Source organism: Flagellimonas nanhaiensis, assembly GCF_003382275.1.
Classification (GTDB): domain Bacteria; phylum Bacteroidota; class Bacteroidia; order Flavobacteriales; family Flavobacteriaceae; genus Flagellimonas; species Flagellimonas nanhaiensis.
The window spans coordinates 739,743-759,068 of the sequence record NZ_QTJX01000001.1; the positions used below are offsets into that span (position 1 = coordinate 739,743).

Below are 19,326 nucleotides of genomic sequence, written 5' to 3' on the forward strand. Positions count from 1 at the left end.
ACCTACAAATTCAATTCAGATTGGATACCTTCCAATTTGGCTTCCAATTGCGAATTTACGGATTTATAATCCTCCGCTTTCTCAAGTTGGGCATTTGTGCTGATGTAAAACTTGACCTTGGGCTCCGTACCACTGGGCCTAGCGGCAATTCGAGTGCCATCCTCGGTTTCATAGATAAGTACGTTGGATTTAGGGAGGTCTATTGGTTTTTCCTCACCGGTTTGCACATTTTTGGCCACGGAAGTGTTATAATCCTCAATCCATAAAACTTTTGAGCCCTGTACCGAATCCACAGGATTGTCCTTGAAGTCTTTTAGCATTTGCTTGATTTCTTCGGCTCCACTGATTCCTTTTTTGGTAAGGGAAATCAATTTTTCCTTGTAAAAACCAAACTGTACATAGCAGTTTATCAATTCTTGGTAAAAGGAGCTTCCATTGGCCTTTGCATCAGTAGCTATTTCACAGGCTAAAAGGGTGGAGGTTACCGCATCTTTATCACGGACAAAGTCACCGACCATGAAGCCGAAACTTTCTTCACCACCACCAATGAATTTTGAGTCAGAAAAGTCTTTGATCATCTTACCGATCCATTTAAAACCGGTCAATGCGTTTTTATACTCTACTCCATAAGCTTTGCCCAACTCTTGCATCATTGGGGTAGAAACAATAGTGGAGGCTATAAACTCGTTGCCTTGAAATCCTTGTTTTTGATGTTGGTCTAGAAGGAACTTCGTCATTAATACCATGGTCTGGTTACCGTTGAGCAATTCCATTTCTCCTTCTAGATTACGGACTGCAATTCCCAAACGATCACTGTCAGGGTCGGTTCCCACAACCATATCCGCCCCAATTTCCTCTGCTTTTGCAATGGCCATGGCCAGGGCTTCTGGTTCCTCCGGATTTGGAGATTCCACAGTTGGGAACGCACCATCTGGCTTTGCTTGCTCCTCAATTATGGTAACATTTTTGTATCCGGCACGTTTCAATACCTCTGGTATTGCCGTTATTGAAGTACCGTGCAATGAGGTAAACACAATACTGAAGTTGTCCTTGTTCTTAGCGTTGAAGTTCCCACGGTCTACCGAAGCATCAAAGAAGATTTCATCCACATCTTTATCAATCAACTGAATAAGATTGTTGTCTGCATTAAAATTGATATCCTCAAAGGAAAGCGCATTGATCTCTGCTATGATTTCTCCGTCTTGGGGAGGAACTATTTGACCACCATCTGTCCAATAGACTTTGTATCCGTTATATTCTGGAGGATTGTGTGAAGCGGTCAAAACTATTCCGGCATGGCACCCTAAATGTCGAACCGAAAACGAAAGCTCTGGGGTAGTACGGAGTTCGGAAAACAAAAAAACCTTGATTCCATTGGCGGAAAATACTTCAGAAACGGTTTTGGCCAATGTATCAGAATTGTGTCTGCAATCATAAGCTATCACAACCTTGATTTCTTCTCCTGGATATGTTTTTTTAAGATAATTGCTTAATCCCTGGGTATTTTTCCCCAAAGTGTACTTGTTGATTCTATTGGTGCCAACTCCCATGACACCGCGCATACCACCAGTGCCAAATTCCAAATCTTTATAGAAACGCTCTTTAAGCTCTTCTGTATTATTATCTATTAGGTCCTGAACTTCTTTTTTGGTATCTGCATCAAAAAAATCTGTTAACCAGGATTGGGCTGTAGCAAGTATGGAATCCATAGATCAGTGTTTGTTTTGGAGTCCAAAATTACAAAGATTATAGGTTGGCTCCTGCTTAAAGGTTAATTTTATTGGAGATGGAATACCGGGTGTCATTTTTCCGAGAACGAACCATGATTTCACCCAGAAATCCAGCCAGGAAAAGCTGAGTACCGATAATCATTGCGGTCAAGGCAATGAAGAATTGTGGTCTTTCCGTAATTAATCGACCAGTGGGATTCAAGAATAGTTTATCGATTCCTAGATATAAGGAAAACCCAAAACCAACTATAAACATAACAACCCCCAGGGCGCCAAATAAATGCATAGGTTGACGTCCGAACTTTGATACGAACCAGATGGTGATCAAATCCAGAAAACCATTGATGAAACGTTCCGCTCCAAACTTGGTGCTACCATATTTCCTGGCCTGATGCTGCACTACTTTTTCTGTGATTTTGGAGAACCCGGCGTTTTTGGCGAGCACAGGGATATAGCGGTGCATTTCACCAGAAACTTCAATATTCTTGATGACTTCTTTATTAAAAGCCTTGAGTCCGCAATTAAAATCATTCAATTTTACACCTGAAGTTTTTCGGGCGGCCCAGTTAAACAATTTTGAAGGAATGTTTTTGGTGATGACGGAATCGTAGCGTTTCTTTTTCCATCCCGAAACGACGTGTTGTCCACCTTCCATGATCATTTGATAAAGTTCAGGGATTTCCTCCGGGTTATCCTGCAAATCGGCATCCATGGTAATTACAACTTCACCTTGGGCAGCTTTAAAACCCGCGTGAAGGGCCTGCGATTTCCCATAATTTTTCAAGAACCGAATCGCCTTGATATTGGCGTTGCTCTTTGAAAGTTCAGAAATGGTCTCCCAAGAGTGGTCTGTACTTCCGTCATCTATAAAGATGATTTCATATAAAAAATGATTGGATTGCATAACTTTTACAATCCAATCATGGAGTTCTTTTAAGGATTCTTGCTCGTTAAGCAAAGGAATTACAATGGAAATCTGCATTGCTGGTCTCTGGAATTCCTTTCAAAAGTAGCATTTTTTGTATTAGTAGGCAGGCTTTGCCTTTTTTAGGATAAGTCCGGTAACCAATCCCAAAACAAGACCAATCAAGATGTTGATGATCAAGATAACGGGATAACCCATCCACCAGAATTTTATACTCTGTTCCTTTTGCATGTCGAACTGCTGTTGGGTAATCTGTCCACTTTCAAGGGCAGGGGTCAGTCGGGCATCCATAATTTTGGAAGGAGCATCTGGATCAATGTAGTTAACTAGTACAAAATTGTAGAGAATACCCACAATACCAGCAATCAAGGCAATACCTGCCCCAATCTTTAATGCCTGGCCAAGGGTTAAATACCCACCATTGGCCTTTTTAAATGCGGCTATTGCCAAGAAAGTTACCACAGCAGCCAGTACAATACCGATTACCATAAGTGCAGGACTTTGCGAAGTGTGCAAATCCTGGGTGTAGAGCATTACCCCAAACGCAACGGACACAAGTCCAAGTATGAGGCCATAATTCAAGGAAAATTTACCAGTTTTAGGTTGTTGTTCTTCCATTTGTCAAATTTTTAGTGTTGATTGTGCTATATAAGTAAAAAGTAGCGTCCTTTTGTTACAGCTAAAAGTAGTTTTTTCTTTTTTACGATTTTTAAGTTGTTGATAAAAAAGAAATCATTAAATTTGCACCTCGAAAAATCTGAGATCAAGCATTTAAGACGATGAGAAAAGATATACATCCAGAGAATTATAGATTAGTGGCTTTCAAAGACATGTCCAATGATGATGTCTTTATCACTAAATCTACTGCCGAAGCAAAAGAAACTATCACTGTAGATGGTGTTGAGTATCCTTTGGTAAAGTTGGAAATTTCAAGAACTTCACATCCATATTATACAGGTAAGACCAAATTGGTTGATACTGCTGGTAGGATTGATAAGTTCAAGAACAAGTACAAGAAATTCAGTAAAGAAGAGAAGAAGGCCGAGTAGGTCAGTCTTTTTAACGAAATAATACTAACGCTCCTGATGGTTTTCAGGGGCGTTTTTTATTTTTACATCACACAAAACCATATCCATGAACTATATCCTTTCTGATGGAAATCAACGTGAGTCCCTCTTACCTTTTACATTTACTCGGCCTGTTGCCGATATTCGTATTGGGATTTTGACCATTAGGGAGAAATGGGAAAAATGGTTGAGCGCTTCCATAAGTAGTAAGACCCAGGACTACCTTTATGAAAAGTTTCCATTAAAAATTGAAAAGGAAAACCTCATTATACATGCATGCTATTTGCCCACTCAGGAGTTGGTCAACTCAATCACTTCTTTGAAACTGGGCGAGGCCTTGGTTTCTAATGGAGTGCCCCTGGCCTATGCCACAAGCGACCCGGAGCAACTGTTCAGTCTTTCAGATTATAGGTCCGTATCCTTTAAAGGAGAGCTTTTTACCGTGGAAAACACCTGGGATATTTTTTCCAAAAATGGACAGGCCCTTCAAGCTGATTTTGATCTATTGACCTCTGGAAGGAAAAGTCAAGCTATTTCCAAAACCAACCAAGTGGCCAATCCAGAGAATATTTTCTTGGAGGAAGGGGCTAAAGTAGAGTTCAGTATATTAAATGCTTCTACCGGCCCAATTTATATTGGAAAAGATGCCGAGGTCATGGAAGGTTGTATCATTCGAGGTGGCTTTGCCCTTTGTAATAATGCCATTCTTAAAATGGGTTCCAAAATTTATGGCCCCACCACGGCCGGACCTTATTGCAAGTTGGGAGGGGAAGTGAACAATTCGGTGTTGTTCGCTTATTCCAACAAAGGTCATGACGGGTTTTTGGGTAACTCGGTATTGGGAGAGTGGTGTAATATGGGAGCGGACACCAATACCTCAAACATGAAGAACAATTATGCCCCCGTGCGTTTGTGGAGCTATAAAACCGAAGGTTTTGCAAAAACCGGACTCCAATTTTGTGGTTTAATGATGGGGGACCATAGCAAATGTGGTATAAATGCGATGTTCAACACTGGGACTGTAGTTGGGGTCAGTGCCAATATTTTTGGTAGTGGTTACCCAAGAAACTTTGTGCCTGCTTTTAGTTGGGGAGGTGCATCTGGGTTTACCACCTATTTGCCCAAAAAAGCTTATGAAGCTGCTACTGCAATGATGGAACGAAGAGGTTTCACTTTTGATGAAAAGGAAAAAAACATCTTGGACCACGTATTTGCGTTGACCAAAAAATGGAGGAATTATTAAAAAGGAGTAGAGCCTCCTTTGGATTCCAACTCCCAGCAAATCATTATCTTTGCACCCCTTTTTAGCAAGGTTGGTCATGAACAAGAAAGTTGCATTTTATACCCTGGGCTGCAAACTCAATTTCTCCGAAACTTCTACCATAGCACGAAGTTTTGAAAAAGAGGATTTTGAGCGGGTGGACTTTTCCCAGAAAGCGGATATTTATGTGATCAACACTTGTTCCGTTACAGAAAATGCTGATAAGCGGTTTAAAACCATTGTCAAACAAGCCCAAAAAAACAATCCCGAAGCTTTTGTGGCTGCCATTGGATGTTATGCTCAACTGAAGCCAGAAGAATTGGCTGCCGTGGATGGGGTCGATTTGGTATTGGGTGCTACCGAAAAGTTTAAGCTGACCGATTACTTGAATGACCTGTCTAAAAATGATAAAGGAGAGGTCCATTCCTGTGAAATTGAAGATGCCGATTTTTACGTAGGAAGCTACGCCATAGGAGATCGTACGCGTGCTTTTTTAAAGGTCCAAGATGGATGTGATTACAAGTGTACTTACTGCACCATTCCATTGGCACGGGGTATATCACGAAGTGATACCTTGGAGAATGTATTGCACAATGCTCGGGAAATAGCTTCAAAAGATATCAAGGAGATTGTGCTTACCGGGGTCAATATTGGAGACTACGGTAAGGGTGAATTTGGAAACAAAAAACATGAGCATACCTTTCTTGATTTGGTCAAGGCGTTGGATACCGTTGAAGGCATCCATAGGCTTCGTATCTCTTCCATAGAACCTAACTTGTTGAAAAACGAGACCATAGATTTTGTAGCTGAAAGCACGGCTTTTGTACCTCATTTTCATATTCCGCTGCAAAGTGGGAGCGATGAAATTTTGAAGCAGATGAGACGTAGGTATTTGACCAATCTCTATGTTGACCGAGTAAAAAGAATAAAGGAAACCATGCCGCACGCCTGTATAGGTGTAGATGTTATTGTGGGCTTTCCAGGGGAGACCGATGAGCACTTTTTGGAGACCTATCATTTCCTAAATGAGTTGGATATTTCGTATTTGCATGTATTTACCTATTCTGAACGGGACAATACTTTAGCTGCTGAAATGGGCAGTCCGGTTCCAAAAAATATTAGGAGTAAAAGAAGTAAGATGCTCCGAGGGCTATCCGTTAAAAAAAGACGGGCCTTTTATGAAAGTCAGTTGGGTAGTGAGAGAACCGTTTTGTTCGAAGGTGAGAACAAATCTGGCTACATTCATGGTTTCACCGAAAACTATGTAAAGGTAAAAGCTCCCTGGAATCCGGATTTGGTGAATACGTTACACAAGGTAACGCTCTCATCTATTGATGAAGATGGGCTGGTACGCTTCGAGTTTGTCCCCGATAATATTATGGCATAAAAAAACCTCCCAAAAATGGAAGGTTTCTAAATTTTGTTTTGTTGACCGACTAGATACGGATACCAACGGGCAACATCTCCTTGTACTGTCTGTTCTTTCTCAAAAAACCTGCAATGTGCGGACTAGTAGGTACAACCCTTAGGTTTTTTTCTTGAATCTCGTGCAAAACGGCTTTGATAAAAGTTTCTTTAAAACCTTCTTTGTCAATTTCTTCTGGAATTACCAATTTGGTCAAAAATACTTTGCGTTCTTGGGAAGAATATTCAATTTTGGCTAGATGGCCATTGACCTTAGTTTCGAACTGTCGTAGGAAACTATTGTCATTGATTTCCATTTCTGTCATATAGTTTTGTTTTAAATTGACTCCATGTAATTACCGAACCGGTAATCGTTAAATCCCCTTTCTAAACTGTCATAAAATGGCGGGGCTATTTGCAAAAAGGGACACAAAATTAGTCAAAAAATCGTTAATTTCCTAGCGCTAATCGTTATTCGGTGAGAAATGCCCGACCATAAAACCCATGTCTACCTTATGCCGGGAATGGCAGCCAACTCGTCAATTTTTGATGGGCTGAAATTTCCAAAGGAACAATTTGAAATTCATAAGCTGGAATGGTTTGTTCCTAAAAAAGGGATGACATTAGAAGCCTATGCCCAAGAAATGTGTGCTTATATCACCCATGAAAGACCTGTATTGTTGGGTGTTTCTTTTGGGGCAATGTTGATTCAGGAAATGGCAAAACATATCCCCACAACAAAACTGATTGTGGTGTCCTCAGTGAAAAGGCACGCTGAGATGCCCAAGAGAATGCTGTTTGCCAAATACACCAAAGCACATAAATTATTGCCTACTAGCTTGGTGAATAATGTAGAGCTTCTTGCCAAATATGCTTTTGGAGAAAGCGTGGTGAAACGATTGGAGCTTTATGAAAAATATCTCTCCATCAGGGATAAGGTCTATATTGATTGGGCCCTGGATAAGATAGTAAACTGGAAACAAGATGTGCCTCCTAAGGGTTTAGTACACATCCATGGAGAAAAAGATGCGGTTTTCCCAATAGGAAATATCAAAGATTGCATCAAGGTGCCTAATGGCACCCATACCATGATCATACATAGGGCCAGGTGGTTCAATGAAAACCTTCCGGCAATTATTTTGGAATAGGGGAGTTGTATATAGTATCTTTATAATACTTTACTTAAAAGAATTGGCATGAAACACTTGAAAAATATCTTGGCGGGAATAGGATTGGTAGCAGTTGTAAGCACCTTGATTTTTGCCGTTCAGACTGAAGCAAAGGACACGGAACCAGCGGTGGCCGAAACAGAAAAATCGGATAAAAGTGTTGCTGACGGTTATCAAATCAGCCCAATTGAAATTCCGGAAGATTTAAATTTTGCGGGAGAGCCAGTTCCATTTAATGATCCAGAAGTATTGGAAAGGGTAGATCGTGAGTTTTTGGTGAATACCTACTGGCAATCCAATGCGCTGTTGCTCATGAAGCGAGCTAACAAGTATTTCCCGATCATTGAACCAATTCTGGCAAAAAATGGCGTTCCAGATGATTTTAAATATTTAGCGGTTGCAGAGAGTGCACTTATTGATGTTGCATCTCCAAAAGGCGCTGCAGGAATGTGGCATTTTATGAAAGCTACCGGAAGGGAATATGGACTGGAGGTCAATTCCAATGTAGATGAACGCTATCACATAGAAAAATCAACCCAAGCCGCTTGTGAGTATTTAAAAAAATGGAAAAAACGTTTTGGTACTTGGACGCTTACTGCTGCATCCTATAATGCGGGTCCGGGCGGAATCCAAAAATATATGAAGATCCAAAAAGTAGATAATTATTATGATCTTTTGTTGGGCCAGGAAACAGGACGATACGTTTTTAGGATTTTGGCGCTTAAGGAGATTCTCTCCAACCCAGACAAATATGGCTTTGCAGTTGAGAAAGCGGATTTTTATAAAACAGCGCCCACATTTTCTGTTGAGGTGGATACCGCAGTGACCAGTTGGGCGGACTTTGCCAAACTCTATGAGATCAATTACAAAATCTTGAAGAGGCACAATCCATGGCTGCGCGAGCCCCACTTGAACAACGCTTCAAGAAAAAAATATCAAGTTGAAATCCCAAATAAGGGCTATTATTCAATAGGAAAATAAAAGGATATTTCCCATGACATATATCATGGGTTAATAGTTGTTGTTTTTGCTAAGTTTCAGCAACTAAAATTCCAAAAATTTGAAATTGAATAAAAAGCACGTGGTCATCTTAGCCGTTGGCACCAGCGTTCTGCTGTTCGGGTTTCAGGCAATCAACAAACAATTACATCTTTTACAGTCCCCAGGAGTGGTCATAGAAGATTATGTGGAGCCAGACTATGATCTAGGTTCAGGGCACATAGATTCTTTGATACCCTATCCAGATGTGGGAAAAGGAGAGCGTACACCTTTTGACCTGTGGAGATATGGAGGAAAGGGCAAGAGTTCTTTTGAGACTCCTGAGCTTCCGATGTCTTGGAATGAATGGTTGGCCTTCAACGAAAAACAGAAGCCTGAACTCATGGCGGACGTGAGGAAATATATGGACTCACGATACGATTTCAATGGGGAGATACATGAAGGGAAGACCATGTCCGGTGGCCAAAAACCAATCATGAAGGGACCCATAACCAGATTGCCAAAGGGGTTCAGCTCCTATGAAGAGTTGGCCAAACTTTCTGCAAATGAAATAAAACAAAAGGACTTGTTTCCGTTTAAACCATTGGCGCACCCATTGTCCACTACAGCGCACATGGTATTTCCAGATAATTGGAACCAGGCCCACCCTGAACATATCCGAATAGATATGGACCATGATTACCCTGTTGAATATTTGCCAGAGTTTCCACCACCTATGTTTTTGACCACCCATAAAGAGCTGGGAGATGTAACCAATGGCAGGGAGGTTACTATTGCCAATTACTATGAAATTTTTAATGGTTTGATTACTCCTGAGCAGATGGAGGGTTTAAAAGAACTATTACGGCCAACACCCACTACTTGGTTCAACCATACTCCTCATAGGGTGACCAAAGAGCCCAGTGCTGGGGTTTCCTGTTTTTCTTGTCATGTAAATGGCCATACCAATGGTGCTTTTGAATTGGGCCCGGATAGCCGTCCAAACTTAGCCAGACTGAGAGTGGGAACTCCAACAATGCGTGGAAATTATAACCTGATGCAATTGTCTTCCAAACGATCCATACGAAGTATGGACCATTTTGCAGAGGTAGAGGAATATTTTGATGGAGACCCTGGGATGCAGCAACATATAGGTCCGCGTAGCCAACAACGTTCGGTTACCAACCGCATGGGTGATTTTAATGCAATCCTAGACTTTGCACCGGCTCCAAAACTGAATGCCATGGGAGATTTAATACCTGAAAAATCCACCAAACAAGAACTATGGGGGCAGAAATTGTTTAGGGGAAAGGCCAAATGTGCCTCTTGTCATTACGGTCCTGCCTTTGTGGATGATTATATGCACGATCTTAAGGTGGAGCGCTTCTACGTTGGAAGGCCGGAAGGTCCCATAAAGACTTTCCCCTTAAGGGGAATAAAGGACACTCCGCCATATTTGCACGATGACCGATTGCCCACTTTGGATGATGCCACGGAATTTTTCAATCTTGTCCTGGAACTGAAACTGACCAAGGACGAAAAGGACGCTATCACGGCTTATATGATGTGTTTATAAATAAAAAAGTGACCGAAAGCCATTTTTTTAGTGCCATCTTGTTTCTTGATGACGTCCATAATCTTTATATGTTAACTCCTTAAGTTTCTCCACAAGCTTTAAATTATTTGATTTATTATACAGGTATCTTGATTTTTTTGAATGTTTGATTGTAATAAAGTCAGATAATTCTTCAGGTTTTCCGTTTTCTTCTTCTAATATGTAATAGATTGTAAATTCCCCAAAATCTTTATAAGGCTCGTTAAGCATCTTAAATCGTAAGTAAATATATTCCGAGTCTCCATTTCGTTTCGGTCGTAGATAATTAAAATCTGTCGAATCAATTTTTGCCGAATTTATGAGCTCAAATATCTCAGTTAGGATTGGTCTTATTTCCAGTTTGTCTAATTTCTCTTTATCTCCGGAAACAGCATAATATCCATAGCTGTCTCCAAAATCATTTTTCTTAAATCCGCTGCCATACCATATTCTAAACCAATTTATAGAGTCATAGACAATATTATGATAGCTCAAATGTGGTTCTGAATGTTCTGGTTCAATGATTCTTCTACCAAAAGGGTAGTCTCCAACATTCAATCCATAAAGTTGATTTTCAGAGGTTATAATATTTATAAATTGTGAAGAATCTTTCTCGTCTGTAAATGGAAAACTCAATTTCGCGAAAATCTGCTTTTTGTCTTCTAAAATATTGATGGTGTTTGATATTTGCACAAGACTATCAGAAGGAAATTTAGATTCGGAAATTGCTTTTTGCCCTTTTTCCATTATGTCTCTCCAAATACTATCTGTTGCTGTAGCAATTATTTTTTCTGGAAACATCGACTTTAAACTATCCAATTGATTTTCTTTAATAAAACCAATTGCTTTTTTAGCAGTCAACAATTCCGAATCATTTTTGAATTCCGTGTTTTTTAATTCATTAATTGCTCTAGAATATGGATTTCCACAACTCAACGTTGTGATTAGAAAAAGTGAAAAAATCAAATATCTATATTTCATTTTCTTGATTAGGTAATATTGCATACAGTGTTTAAGATATGGTCTTGCTTTAATGACCTATATCGACCGATGCTGAAACAAGTTCAGTACAGATAAGTGAAGTTAGTGGATTTTAATGTGAAAATCCAGACTAAATGAACCAATGGCACGCATGATTAGATGCACGCAGAAAAAAGTAATAAAAGAAAAAGGTAGATAAAAGGGTTTTTGCCAGCTTAGATTTTCTTCATCTGTTGCTGCATCATTTTGATTTGCTCAGTAAGCATGTTGTTCTTGTCCAACTTTTTGGCTTCCTGCAATAATTGAGTGGCTTCTCTTTTTCTACGTTTCTGCATGGCAATACCGGCAAGGCTCAATTTGGCCATAGCTACATCGTAATCCATGGTAAGTCCAAACTTTAAGGCCTTTTTAAAATACTTTTCGGCCTGGGTAAGGTTCTTTTGGGAATAGATGATCCCGTGAAGATAGTTGTAGTACCCTTGTTGTTTTTTGATCAATGCCGATTCAGGGTTCTTAATTTTTTCCAACCACCTTTGGGTACCTTCCATATCCTGTTTGCGCATTCTAAGGAAAGCCAAAAGGATAAGTTCATTTCGGAAGTATAGAAAAATAAAAACCAGGGAAAGCAGTATCAACGCAATGCCGTTTCCAACATATCCTTCAATAAATTGATATACGGCATAGGCAATAATCAAAGCGGCTATAATGAGTTTGATATTTTTATTGAACATATTTTCTAAAGGTGATTTAGCTAAGATTAAGAGCAGGCAAAAGTACTAAAAACTAATTTAAATATTTTTCCTTTCCACTTGTCAAAGTAAAAACTCTTCGTATATTTGCGCCCAGAATTTTCAGGGAAGAATTCTTCCCAACAATAAAATCCTTTAAAATAGTTCCGAAATGAAAAGAACGTATCAGCCGTCAAAGAGGAAGAGAAGAAACAAGCATGGTTTTAGAGAGCGCATGGCGACTGCCAATGGCAGAAAAGTTCTTGCCAGAAGAAGAGCTAAAGGAAGAAAGAAATTATCTGTTTCATCTGAGCCAAGACACAAAAAATAATGTGCTGTCAATAACTTTTAATTAAAGGTGCTACTTTCCGAGTTTAGCACCTTTTTTTTGACCTATTTTTAACGATTGAAGTATAACTAACAAAAAAAGAATGCCGAAAAGAAAAGATCTCAAGTCCATTTTGATTATAGGTTCTGGCCCCATTATCATTGGCCAGGCATGTGAGTTTGATTATTCTGGTTCCCAAGCATTACGGTCCTTACGAGAAGATGGTATCGAAACCATCTTGATCAACAGCAACCCTGCAACCATCATGACCGACCCTTCAATGGCAGACCATGTTTATTTGAAACCATTGAACACAAAGTCAATAGTTGAGATTTTAAAAAACCACCCCAATGTAGATGCTGTACTGCCCACCATGGGAGGACAAACTGCATTGAACCTTTGTATTGAAGCGGATGAAAAGGGAATTTGGGAAGATTTTGGCGTAGAGATAATCGGTGTGGACATCGACGCTATCAACATTACCGAAGACAGAGAGAAGTTTAGGGAGCTCATGTTGAAAATTGGGGTTGGAATGCCACCACAGGCTTCTGCCACATCTTTCCTTAAAGGAAAGGAAATTGCGCAAGAGTTCGGATTTCCATTAGTGATAAGGGCATCTTTTACCTTGGGTGGAGCAGGGGCTTCTATTGTATATGAGCCTGAAAAGTTTGACAATCAATTGAGCCATGCCCTTGAAGTATCGCCTATTCACGAGGTTATGATCGATAAGGCCCTAATGGGGTGGAAGGAGTACGAATTGGAATTACTCCGTGATAAGAATGACAATGTGGTCATCATTTGTACCATAGAAAACATGGATCCTATGGGAATCCATACAGGTGATTCCATTACCGTTGCGCCGGCGATGACCCTTTCGGACAGAACTTTTCAGCGCATGCGGGACATGGCGATCCATATGATGCGAAGCATTGGAGATTTTGCTGGAGGATGTAACGTTCAATTTGCGGTTAGCCCTGATGAAAAAGAAGATATTATCGCCATCGAAATCAACCCTAGGGTTTCCCGATCTTCAGCGTTGGCATCCAAAGCTACCGGATACCCTATAGCCAAAATTGCTGCTAAACTGGCTATTGGTTATACGTTGGATGAACTTGATAATCAGATAACTAAATCTACTTCAGCGCTTTTTGAACCTACTTTGGACTATGTGATCGTTAAGATTCCAAGATGGAACTTTGATAAGTTTGAAGGTTCTGACCGTACCCTTGGACTCCAAATGAAATCTGTTGGAGAGGTCATGGGAATTGGGCGTTCTTTTCAAGAAGCCCTGCACAAGGCCACCCAATCTTTGGAAATAAAAAGAAACGGTCTCGGTGCAGATGGAAAAGGATACAAAGACTACGATAAAATCATCCAAAAACTAAAAGTACCCAGTTGGGACAGGGTATTTGTCATCTATGATGCCATTCAATTGGGGATTCCTTTAAAACGAATCCATGATATCACCAAAATAGATATGTGGTTCCTCAAACAATACGAGGAATTGAACTACCTAGAACAAGAAATATCAAAACATACCGTACAAAGCTTGCCTAAAGCTTTGCTTTTGGAGGCCAAGCAAAAAGGTTTTGCCGACCGTCAAATAGCCCATATGTTGGATTGTTGGGAAAGTGAGGTGCATATCAAACGAACTGACCTGGGTATCAATAGGATTTACAAGTTGGTGGATACCTGCGCTGCAGAATTTAAGGCGGTAACCCCTTATTATTATTCAACATTTGAGGAGGAGATTGAAACAGCAGATGGAGAACGCTATGTAGCCAATGACAGTGAGGTCACCGACAAAAAGAAAATAGTGGTTTTGGGCTCGGGTCCAAACCGGATTGGACAAGGGATTGAGTTTGACTACTGCTGTGTGCACGGGGTATTGGCAGCGGCAGAGTGTGGTTACGAAACCATTATGATAAACTGTAACCCTGAAACTGTTTCAACAGACTTTGATACCGCGGACAAGCTCTATTTTGAGCCGGTTTTCTGGGAACATATCTATGATATCATCAAGCATGAAAAACCAGAAGGAGTCATTGTCCAATTGGGAGGCCAGACTGCATTGAAGCTAGCTGAAAAATTGGATAAATACGGTATCAATATCATTGGAACGAGTTTCGAATCCTTGGATTTGGCGGAGGATAGGGGAAGTTTCTCTACACTTCTAAAGGATAACAATATACCGTATCCGAAGTTTGGAGTTGCTGAAACAGCGGATGAGGCTTTGGAGTTGGCAGATGAACTTAATTTTCCGTTGTTGGTACGTCCTTCATACGTACTTGGAGGTCAAGGCATGAAGATTGTCATCAATAAAGAGGAATTGGAGGCTCATGTTGTGGATTTGCTACGTAAGATTCCGAATAACAAATTGTTGTTGGATCACTATTTGGATGGTGCAATTGAGGCTGAGGCAGATGCTATTTGTGATGGAGATGAAGTTCGTATAATTGGAATAATGGAGCATATAGAGCCTTGTGGAATACATTCCGGGGACTCCAATGCAACCTTGCCACCTTTCAACCTGGGTGAATTTGTGATGCAACAGATAAAGGACCATACCAAAAAAATTGCTCTTGCCTTAAATACTGTGGGATTGATCAACATCCAGTTTGCAGTCAAAGATGATATCGTGTATATCATTGAAGCAAACCCTAGAGCGTCACGTACCGTACCATTTATTGCAAAAGCATATGGAGAGCCTTACGTGAATTATGCAACGAAGGTGATGTTGGGCGAAAAGAAGATAAAAGATTTCGATTTTAAACCCCATTTGGACGGATATGCCATAAAGCAACCGGTTTTCTCTTTCAACAAATTCCCCAATGTCAATAAAAACTTGGGACCGGAAATGAAAAGTACGGGAGAAAGTATCCTGTTCATCGACAGTCTAAAAGATGACGACTTCTATAATCTTTACTCCCGTAGAAAAATGTATTTGAGTAAATAAAAGATTAAAGACTTATCCCAGTCTGGGAAGCCACATGCCCATGGTGGCTGCAAAAGTACCTATGGCCGTGATTATGGTGAAAATAAACAAGGTCATGGCCATGGTTAATTTTGTTGCTGCCTTTCTTTTTTTCTGGGACCAAAAATAGAATTCCAATAGTATCAGAGGAATAAGATATTGCCCAAATCCGAGGAAAACTAGAAAGGGGCCTCTAAAGGTTTCAGGATCAAATCCAACCGGACCACCATTAACAAGAAGCCAAAACATAAGTCCTATCCTAAAAAACCATACGCCTCCCATGGCAAGAAACAATCGTAGTACCCATTTACGGTGAACGACAATTTTTCTTTTCATGGCTGTGGTCAATGCATATATTGAAAACAGGAGAATAAGGATACCATTAAGGCTTACACTGATATCACCTACAAGTCCGCTGATGGTTCCTTTGGAAATGACCATATACAATCCACTTATACTTAGCAGAAGAGCTGCGGACAGGTATATTCGACCGTTCCATCTGTGAAAGAGGGGAAACTTATTTCTAAGTTTCGGTATGAATTGTATAGGTCCACCAAATAGAACAACAACCGCAAAAAGTAAGTGGGTTGCAACAGCTAAATTACCCATGGTTTCTCCCTCAACATAGCCATGCGGTAATACCCGGTTCCAACGCATAAAATCTCCTTCCATAGCGGCTCCACCATAAAAAAGCGCTACATAGATGGCGAAGAGAATTTGGCCAATAACTGTAATAATGAACCATAGACGGGCCGAATAATTCAAAATTTTGTTTGGCCACATTACGGATTGCTTACCAACGGTAAGCACATTTGATCTTGTTGACATGATTGTTCGTTTTTTGATTGATGAAATAATTATTGGAGGGACTGGTTTAGATCAGGTTTTGATGAGAAACCTTTGGCAATCAACCAACCCATAAAAGCGATCATATGGATTCCATTTTGCGTATAAAAATGAAAGCTTACATTAATCTTGAAAATGTTGGCCCAGGTAGCAAAAAAAACCAAGGATATGGCCAACATACCCCATATGGACAATAGTCTTGGAACCAACCTGGTACGAAATAGAAAATAGAAAAGGACAAATGCCGCTGAAGCATAGGTGATGAGCGCCATAAAATGTGCCCAATAATAATCTTCTACTTTCAAATAGCCCAGGCTATGCAACGTTAGGGAATCCATTTGTATATTGGAAACAAAGGCCTCAGATAATGAAAGCAAGGATAAATTGGCAATATTGCTATAGATGATAATGCCAAGATTTATAATCCAAAGTCCAAAGAACGCCAAGGCCAATCCTAGACGGTATTCAGACATTTTTTGATACATCAGAATAGCAATGACCAACCATAGTGTGCTGGCCAAGGTGTCCAAAACTATGGCCAACTTGGTTTGTAAGGTATTTTCAAAAACTATCGCTAGAAATTCTGGATTGGAAGTAAGTTCTGTAGATAGGCCTCTAAGGTTCAATGATGGAATTCCTGCCGCAATGATCAGAAATAATAATAACCCAATGGTTCTTCCTGCTTTAAGGTTTGTTTTCATGATTGTTCGTTTTTTGATTGATGATGATTGATGATGATTGATGATGATTTTAAGACTGTTCGTTTTTTGATTGTGTTTATTCTTCTTCTTGATTTGTTTTTATCTCAATTGTTGCTATTTCCCCTTTTAGATTTACCTCTCCAGAAGATGAATTCCCGTAGGCTACGTGTTTAAAGGCCAGATTCAGGTTGGCAGAACTCTCATCATTGATGTCGATGGAAATACTATCTCCATAAACTTGACCAACGGTCTCAAAATGGACATTGGATTTAAGTGCTATACCATGAAGTTGTTCTTGGGAAACATGCAGGATGATACTATCTTTCTTTTTAAGACCTTTTCCCAATTTTATTTTGAGAATTTGGTTCGCGACTTTTGTGGAGATGGAATCCAGTACATAGTTTGGCGCATGTATTTCCAACTTTTGTTCTGATTGTTGATTGAACACAACCTTCATTCTGCCTTCCGCCAAAATGGACGTAAAGTGTGGCACATCGCGTTTATCCAGTACAATCTGAACGGTTTTTTGGTTCTTTTTTTCTTCTTTGACGTAGCTGTGTACCCTAAGTTGAAAAATCAACGAAAAGAAGAAAATGGAAGCCAAGCCTCCTAGCAAAATGAGATTACTTTTTTTCATTCTTATGTTGGTTATAAGCGTTTTTCAGTTCTTCCAATCCTATGCCCAGCAAGCCCATCTTCTTGAATACATCTGGTAAGTTCTGTTCTATAAACTCTTTTCGTTTAATGTCCAATACTTTAGCATATCCATCCTCAGCTACAAAGTAGCCAATGCCTCGTTTATTATAGATTACTTCAAGGTCCTGTAAATGGTTGAATGCTCTTATGGCTGTATTTGGATTAACCTCTACCATCATGGCAACTTCACGCACCGAAGGAATTCTTGCACCTTCCTTCCATTGTTTAACTAGTATGTTTTCATAAAAGAAATCCACTATCTGTAAATAAATGGGTTTGCTGTTGTCAAAATCCATTCTACACCTCCTTTTCCACCATTTTAAAATAGGCCACTACCAATAACAGTGGACCAAATAGAATACCATAGAACCATCGACCTATCAGGGAAAAATCGGAACTGGCTCTATCAAAAGCCACTGAACCCAGTCCGTCATTGGAAAACACACCCAATCCTTGATTAAACAAGACAAAAAGCACTAAATTGAATAGGAAGAACCCTAAAAACAATATTCCAATGGATAATATGGTCTTACCAATTTTGTTCTTTGAGAATGTTATGGCTCCTACCATAAATATGGGTTGAATTATGAAGTAGGTGCCAACTATTGTCCAATACTTTTCAGAGAAAATAGCGGAAAAACTAAAGTCTACACCAAACAAAATAATGCCAACGGTTACCGCGAAAACTCCAACAACTATGGCGACCAATGAAAAAGCTATGGTGTACAACACAGTTGTGGAAAACCACTTGGACACCAGACGTTCTGGGATAGAAACTGGAAGAGCAAGATACAGCTGATCCGTATTTGAATGTCCAAACTCCCGGAAAACAGAAAAGGTAAAGGCCAATCCCAAGGGAATATAACACAAACCAAAAATTCCCAAAAACTCTTCTGATGCCAGTTCTTTATCCCATACCATGTTTAGCATGCTAAAGAGGAAAAGGGCAACAATGACCACTAAAAAACCAGTTGTCCAAGTACCTTTCAGCAATGTTACATCTCGTCTTATGAAGTGTATTACCCGTTGTAAGTTAAAATCCTGCTTCATCCTACTTTTTTATGGCTTGATTGATGTTTTGTGTTTCTTGAAGCACTCCATTAAAAAGCAGTTCAAGATCTACTTCAGTTTCGTCAAGATTCTTACGTGTCAAAATAGACCTGCCTCCAAAAGGCCCTTCAGAATAAATGACCTCACCCATATCTTGTGTTGCCCGCCCAAACCAAAGGTTTTTTGAAATTATCTCCAATGGATGATCAAAAATTACTTTGGAGTTGTCCAGAATGATTACATGATTGATCAAGCTGTGAAGGTCTCTAACCTGATGCGTGGAAACCACAATGCATTGGCCTTTGTCCACTGCAGAAGCCATGACTTTTCTAAATTGACTTTTTGATGGAATGTCCAACCCGTTGGTGGGTTCATCCATCAACAATATTTTGGTGTTGGTAGCTATGCCAAAGGCAATAAGCACTTTTTTCTTTTGCCCAAAAGACAATGTAGATATCTTATTGGAAGGATGAAGCTGAAATTCTTCTAAAAGTCCATAAAACTGTTCATTTGAAAAATTTGGATAGAATGAGGAATTGATTTTTTCAAACGTGCTGATCGGTAGGGCAGGTAATTCAAAATTCTCTGGAACAAGGAATATTTCTTGTAAAGTCTTTGGACTTCTTTTTTTGGTCTGAGTGTGGTTCAAGTTACATATTCCAGACTTTGGAAACAGTAGCCCAGCCATTATTTTAATCAATGTGCTTTTTCCTTCCCCGTTTTTACCAAATAGGCCATATATGTTTCCTGGCTTAAGCTCTAAGTCAACAGACCGAAGAACAAATCCTCGGTTTGGATAGTTGAAATCTAAGTTTTTGACTTGTAACATATATAGTGTATTAGATAACTAGTACACTACAAATATAGATAAATATTTTTCTTTACCAAATATTG

Annotated in this window: 20 protein-coding genes; 8 read left to right on the forward strand and 12 right to left on the reverse strand. The window is 39.8% G+C overall.

The window, feature by feature from the left end; all coding sequences use genetic code 11:
• Positions 1-2: 2 nt before the first annotated feature.
• The 3 genes from DX873_RS03390 to DX873_RS03400 are packed head-to-tail and all read right to left on the reverse strand — an operon-like array spanning position 3 to position 3,273.
• Positions 3-1,709, reverse strand: coding sequence for a phospho-sugar mutase (locus tag DX873_RS03390; protein ID WP_116183109.1), 1,707 nt, complete (start codon positions 1,707-1,709; stop codon positions 3-5).
• Positions 1,710-1,764: 55 nt separating this feature from the next.
• A complete protein-coding gene (locus DX873_RS03395) occupies positions 1,765-2,712 on the reverse strand; it encodes a glycosyltransferase family 2 protein (protein ID WP_116183110.1) in 948 nt (315 codons plus the stop codon).
• Between the two features lie 42 nt (positions 2,713-2,754).
• Positions 2,755-3,273: a DUF4199 domain-containing protein gene (locus DX873_RS03400; RefSeq protein WP_116183111.1), complete on the reverse strand. Its 519-nt coding sequence runs from the start codon at positions 3,271-3,273 to the stop codon at positions 2,755-2,757.
• A 161-nt stretch (positions 3,274-3,434) separates the two neighbouring features.
• Between DX873_RS03400 and DX873_RS03405 the strand changes: the two genes are divergently transcribed.
• The 3 genes from DX873_RS03405 to mtaB all read left to right on the forward strand — a co-directional run bounded on the left by DX873_RS03405 (position 3,435) and on the right by mtaB (position 6,370).
• Entirely contained in the window at positions 3,435-3,704 is a 270-nt protein-coding gene (locus DX873_RS03405; protein ID WP_116183112.1) for a type B 50S ribosomal protein L31, read from the forward strand.
• A gap of 85 nt (positions 3,705-3,789) precedes the next feature.
• The gene (locus DX873_RS03410) at positions 3,790-4,965 is read left to right on the forward strand and encodes a GlmU family protein (RefSeq protein WP_116183113.1); all 1,176 of its coding nucleotides are present in this window, start codon (positions 3,790-3,792) and stop codon (positions 4,963-4,965) included.
• A gap of 76 nt (positions 4,966-5,041) precedes the next feature.
• Positions 5,042-6,370, forward strand: coding sequence for a tRNA (N(6)-L-threonylcarbamoyladenosine(37)-C(2))-methylthiotransferase MtaB (mtaB, locus tag DX873_RS03415; protein ID WP_116183114.1), 1,329 nt, complete (start codon positions 5,042-5,044; stop codon positions 6,368-6,370).
• A gap of 49 nt (positions 6,371-6,419) precedes the next feature.
• Here the strand turns inward: mtaB and DX873_RS03420 are convergent, their stop codons facing one another.
• A complete protein-coding gene (locus tag DX873_RS03420) occupies positions 6,420-6,713 on the reverse strand; it encodes a GNAT family N-acetyltransferase (protein ID WP_116183115.1) in 294 nt (97 codons plus the stop codon).
• Positions 6,714-6,872: 159 nt separating this feature from the next.
• Between DX873_RS03420 and DX873_RS03425 the strand changes: the two genes are divergently transcribed.
• From DX873_RS03425 to DX873_RS03435, 3 genes are all read left to right on the forward strand, one after another.
• Positions 6,873-7,535, forward strand: a complete 663-nt coding sequence (locus tag DX873_RS03425) for an alpha/beta fold hydrolase (RefSeq protein WP_116183116.1) — start codon at positions 6,873-6,875, stop codon at positions 7,533-7,535.
• A gap of 48 nt (positions 7,536-7,583) precedes the next feature.
• Positions 7,584-8,537, forward strand: coding sequence for a lytic transglycosylase domain-containing protein (locus tag DX873_RS03430; protein WP_116183117.1), 954 nt, complete (start codon positions 7,584-7,586; stop codon positions 8,535-8,537).
• An 85-nt stretch (positions 8,538-8,622) separates the two neighbouring features.
• Positions 8,623-10,110 carry a cytochrome C gene (locus DX873_RS03435; RefSeq protein ID WP_116183798.1) on the forward strand — a complete coding sequence of 496 codons (1,488 nt, stop codon included), beginning with the start codon at positions 8,623-8,625 and terminating at the stop codon, positions 10,108-10,110.
• 27 nt (positions 10,111-10,137) lie between these two features.
• Here DX873_RS03435 and DX873_RS03440 read toward each other — a convergent pair whose 3' ends face one another.
• Together DX873_RS03440 and DX873_RS03445 are read right to left on the reverse strand one after the other, a co-directional pair.
• Positions 10,138-11,109, reverse strand: coding sequence for a hypothetical protein (locus DX873_RS03440; RefSeq protein WP_147296597.1), 972 nt, complete (start codon positions 11,107-11,109; stop codon positions 10,138-10,140).
• 215 nt (positions 11,110-11,324) lie between these two features.
• Complete coding sequence (locus DX873_RS03445; protein ID WP_116183119.1) at positions 11,325-11,840, reverse strand: DUF2892 domain-containing protein; 516 nt, start codon at positions 11,838-11,840, stop codon at positions 11,325-11,327.
• A gap of 169 nt (positions 11,841-12,009) precedes the next feature.
• Between DX873_RS03445 and rpmH the strand changes: the two genes are divergently transcribed.
• Positions 12,010-12,168 (forward strand): 50S ribosomal protein L34, encoded by a 159-nt coding sequence (gene rpmH, locus DX873_RS03450; RefSeq protein ID WP_084598129.1) that lies wholly within the window; start codon positions 12,010-12,012, stop codon positions 12,166-12,168.
• 100 nt (positions 12,169-12,268) lie between these two features.
• Positions 12,269-15,121, forward strand: a complete 2,853-nt coding sequence (gene carB / locus DX873_RS03455; RefSeq protein ID WP_116183120.1) for a carbamoyl-phosphate synthase large subunit — start codon at positions 12,269-12,271, stop codon at positions 15,119-15,121.
• A gap of 12 nt (positions 15,122-15,133) precedes the next feature.
• Here carB and DX873_RS03460 read toward each other — a convergent pair whose 3' ends face one another.
• The 6 genes from DX873_RS03460 to DX873_RS03485 form a co-directional block, all read right to left on the reverse strand.
• Positions 15,134-15,967, reverse strand: a complete 834-nt coding sequence (locus DX873_RS03460; RefSeq protein ID WP_198412962.1) for a DUF2306 domain-containing protein — start codon at positions 15,965-15,967, stop codon at positions 15,134-15,136.
• A gap of 29 nt (positions 15,968-15,996) precedes the next feature.
• Positions 15,997-16,686: a DUF4386 domain-containing protein gene (locus tag DX873_RS03465; protein WP_116183121.1), complete on the reverse strand. Its 690-nt coding sequence runs from the start codon at positions 16,684-16,686 to the stop codon at positions 15,997-15,999.
• A gap of 76 nt (positions 16,687-16,762) precedes the next feature.
• Positions 16,763-17,323: a GIN domain-containing protein gene (locus DX873_RS03470; protein WP_116183122.1), complete on the reverse strand. Its 561-nt coding sequence runs from the start codon at positions 17,321-17,323 to the stop codon at positions 16,763-16,765.
• The gene (locus DX873_RS03475) at positions 17,310-17,678 is read right to left on the reverse strand and encodes a GntR family transcriptional regulator (protein ID WP_116183123.1); all 369 of its coding nucleotides are present in this window, start codon (positions 17,676-17,678) and stop codon (positions 17,310-17,312) included. The genes DX873_RS03470 and DX873_RS03475 overlap by 14 nt, the downstream gene beginning before the upstream one ends.
• A gap of 1 nt (position 17,679) precedes the next feature.
• A complete protein-coding gene (locus tag DX873_RS03480) occupies positions 17,680-18,432 on the reverse strand; it encodes a hypothetical protein (RefSeq protein ID WP_147296598.1) in 753 nt (250 codons plus the stop codon).
• Position 18,433: 1 nt separating this feature from the next.
• A complete protein-coding gene (locus tag DX873_RS03485; RefSeq protein WP_116183125.1) occupies positions 18,434-19,261 on the reverse strand; it encodes an ABC transporter ATP-binding protein in 828 nt (275 codons plus the stop codon).
• Positions 19,262-19,326: the final 65 nt, after the last annotated feature.